The 3,286-nt window shown below is 58.1% G+C and carries 3 protein-coding genes; all 3 read right to left on the bottom strand.

From position 1 onward, the window contains the following. Positions 1 to 68: 68 nt before the first annotated feature. Positions 69 to 1,070, bottom strand: coding sequence for a tyrosine-type recombinase/integrase (locus tag WD071_RS08230; protein WP_368047882.1), 1,002 nt, complete (start codon positions 1,068 to 1,070; stop codon positions 69 to 71). Next, the gene (locus WD071_RS08225) at positions 1,067 to 1,993 is read right to left on the bottom strand and encodes a tyrosine-type recombinase/integrase (protein WP_368047881.1); all 927 of its coding nucleotides are present in this window, start codon (positions 1,991 to 1,993) and stop codon (positions 1,067 to 1,069) included. Before WD071_RS08225 ends, WD071_RS08230 begins: the two co-directional genes overlap by 4 nt. Continuing rightward, the coding region (locus WD071_RS08220) for a site-specific integrase (RefSeq protein WP_368047880.1) at positions 1,990 to 3,286 on the bottom strand (1,297 nt) is incomplete at its 5' end. The genes WD071_RS08225 and WD071_RS08220, both read right to left, overlap by 4 nt.

The following is a 3,286-nucleotide window of genomic DNA, read 5'->3' as shown; positions in this document are numbered from 1 at the left end:
GCTAGTTGCGCCTCTGTAGCGGGTAAAGCGGGTTTAGCCTCGGGCTTCATTCGGCATAGTCTTATGCCTTACAAGGAGTCAAGGAAAGTGAGCAATCGGTCATCCGGTCGGAAGCGGATTATCTTGGTCTGCTCATAGGGCTTTAGCTTGGCGAGCGCCGCTTCCTTGAGTGCGAGATGAGCATGCAGGTATGCCTGTGTTGTTTCGATTGATTCATGACCAAGCCATAGTGCGATCACGGAACAATCGACGCCAGCTTGCAGCAACTCCATTGCTGCGCTGTGCCTCAGTACGTGCGGCGACACACGCTTGGACGTCAACGACGGGCACTTTTCTCTGGCGACACGCACGTGCTTTGCCAAAAGCGTTTGGACGCTGTCGGCACTCAGACAGCTCCCGCGGATGCTGGGGAACAATGCGCTTGCGCTGTGGGGTGCAGGTTCCTTGAGCCATACTTTAAGGGCAGTCTGTGCATACGAGGTCAGCGGTACACATCGCTCCTTCCGGCCTTTGCCGAAGCATCGCACATGAGCGCCGCTACCGAGCTGAATAGCATCCCTGTCAAGGTTGATCAGTTCACTGAGACGCAAGCCAGTCTGAACCATGAGCAGCAGCAAGGTATGATCGCGGCGTCCCAGCCATGTCGTGCGATCGGGAGCGACAAGGATCGCCTCAATCTCGGGCCGCGTCAGAAAATGCACCTGACGCTTTTCATGGCGCTTGCTCGGTATTGCGAGAACTTGCTGGATGAGAGCGCTGCAGGCCGGTTCCTCGAATGACACAAAGCGGAAAAAGGAACGAATGGCCGTCAGGCGCAAATTGTGCGTCCTGACGCTTGCGCCTCGCGTGGACTCGATATCAGCGAGGAATGCGCTGATGAAGGGGGCATCGATATCAGCAAGCTCCAAGCCAGACGGCGACTTGCGCAGCCGTACCTGGGCAAACCTGAACAACAGTCTAAACGCATCTCTGTAGGATGCGATCGTGTTACTGCTGACATTGCGCTGCTGCATGAGCCGCACAGTAAAATAGCGTTCGATGAGCGCGGCGACATTAGGACTCTGGTTCATGGCTTTGCCTCCCACCGGCGGTCGAGGCTCTTTGCGGCTTCTTCCATCAACTGCGGGCAGGCCGAGAGGTACCAATAGGTATCACGCACGCAGGTGTGGCCGAGGTAGGTGGAAAGCAGCGGGAGCCGTTGCTCAACCTCGAGCCCGTTGCGATACCAGCCGAGGAGAGTCCAGATGGCGAAGCGATGACGAAGGTCGTGGATCCGGGGGCCCGTGTGTTCACCCGCTCGTCGAAGTCCGGTCTCACGAGACAAGCGCCAAAAGACACGATAGACATATTGGGGGAGCAAGCGGCCGCCTCGCTCGGCCAAAAAAAAGTGCGGTCCGCAGTGCGATCCAAGGTGGGTATCCCGCCGTTCGGCATAGATGCGCAAAGCTGCGCAGGTGGTCGAATGCAAGGGCACAAGGCGTGATTTGTCGAATTTACTCTGTCGGACTGTCAGCATGCCTTCGTTCAGGTCGACGTCGCTACGGTGAAGCCCAATCGCTTCAGACAGACGGATGCCTGTAACCGCAATCAACCCAAACAGATGATGGTAAGTCCAGCGTCGTAGGCCGTTTGCTGGAGGCAGGGCTAACGCCGCCGTCAATAGCGCGCTGATCTCCGCATCGCTGTAGACATAGGGTTGGGCGCGCTTCAAAGGCGGTAAGATCCCAGTGGGCGGTACTTCTGTCTGCGGATTGAGGTTGGCGACATGGCGGGCGAAGCCACGCACGTCGGTCAGCCGCAATGACCAGGAGGCGTGCCGATCAGGTCGCAAGGTGGCCCAGGTAACGGCCAACTTCGTGGTGATGGTCGCCGCTTCGTGGCGCTCCATGAAGGAGACGAAGTCGGCAAGGCGTCGCGCCTGATGCTGGTATTTGTATCCGAGCCCCTGGCGCATGCCCAGATACTGTTCGAGTGCAGATCGTAGACTGATCATTGCACACCTCCTGGCCAAGGGAAACTTAACGTGCGAAGTGCCTCAATATCCACCTTCGCGTAGATGCGTGTCGTGTCATGGCTCTTATGTCGCAGCAATTGGCCGATCTGCGACAAGGTCGCACCAGAGCGAAGAAGCTCGGTTGCAAGGCTGTGGCGGAACAGATGTGCCCCTTGGTGTGCGCAGTCACTGATCCCGGCACGCTTGAGAGCCGCATTGGCGATCATCGTGATGGCGCAACCGGAGGCGAAGCCGACGTGAGGCGCCACTGTGCGGAGAAACAGTCGGCGACACGGTGAAGCTGGACGATCATTGCGCAGCCAGGCAACGATGGCCGCGCCAACATCTGGTGGCATCGGCATCCGTGCCTGCTGCCTGCCTTTGGCTCGAACGAGCATCGTCCCGGATCGCCAGTCGATATCATCCAGGGTGAGAGTCGCGACCTCGCCAGCACGCAACCCAAGCTTGGCCAGCATCATGAGAATGGCGTAGTCCCGCCGCCCTGACGCCGTCGTTCGATCGCAAGTATCAAGGACCTTCTGAACCTGCACCACAGTTAGATAGGTCGGCAGGCTTGCAAGCTTCCATCGCCTGATGGAGGGTACACAGTCGGCAAGAGCAAGCGGGTTCGATCCGCTGAGGTATAGATATCGGAGAAAGGCGCGTAGCGACCAGCACATCGCCTTCCCCGATGCCGCGCTCCCGTCCCGAGCGTGACGTTCGACGTAGCGGATGACGTCTTCCTGGCGGATCTTGCCGAGATCATTAGTGCCGGTAGGGCAAACCTCACGTAGAAACCGACGAATAACGGGTAAGTGGCGGATAATGGACTTCGGGGCCAGCCCGCGCTCCTGCCTCAGGTAATCAGCGAACTTCTCGAATATCTGCTCTTCTGGCGTGGTCGGCGGCAGCGGAGCAAGTGGGATCAGGTTCGCTTGGCGCAGAACCGACAGCAACCGCTTCAGCGCCGCTCGGTCGCCTGGCTGGATAGATTGCTTGCGCGCCCGATGCATCAGGTAACGATCAAGCACGTGCTCATCGAGACTAGCCAACTCCAAGCGGCTTGTTGTGACCCAGTGCAGGAGACCATCAACCAAGTTCAGGCATCGCCATGTGCCCTTGCTAACCAGCCCGACTTTGACGAGGCGATCCGCGTAAAGTTCGTAGAGTTGGCCGTGAGGGCCACACCTCAAGCGCCTGAAAAGCCTACTTCTATCCAAATACTCTTTTGCAAACATGGTCCTGTCCTCCAGTGTTGTACGTGGAGGAATAAGAATAACTATGCCGAGTCTG

The organism is Pseudohongiella sp. (assembly GCF_040877505.1).
Classification (GTDB): domain Bacteria; phylum Pseudomonadota; class Gammaproteobacteria; order Pseudomonadales; family Pseudohongiellaceae; genus Pseudohongiella.
The sequence above is the reverse complement of the archived record's forward strand: the minus strand, read 5'-3'. Positions and strand labels throughout refer to the sequence as shown.

Coding starts and splice junctions, on each gene's coding strand:
- WD071_RS08230 (WP_368047882.1), bottom strand. CDS start 1,070: ATGAACCAGAGTCCTAATGTCGCCGCGCTCATCGAACGCTATTTTACT.
- WD071_RS08225 (WP_368047881.1), bottom strand. CDS start 1,993: ATGATCAGTCTACGATCTGCACTCGAACAGTATCTGGGCATGCGCCAG.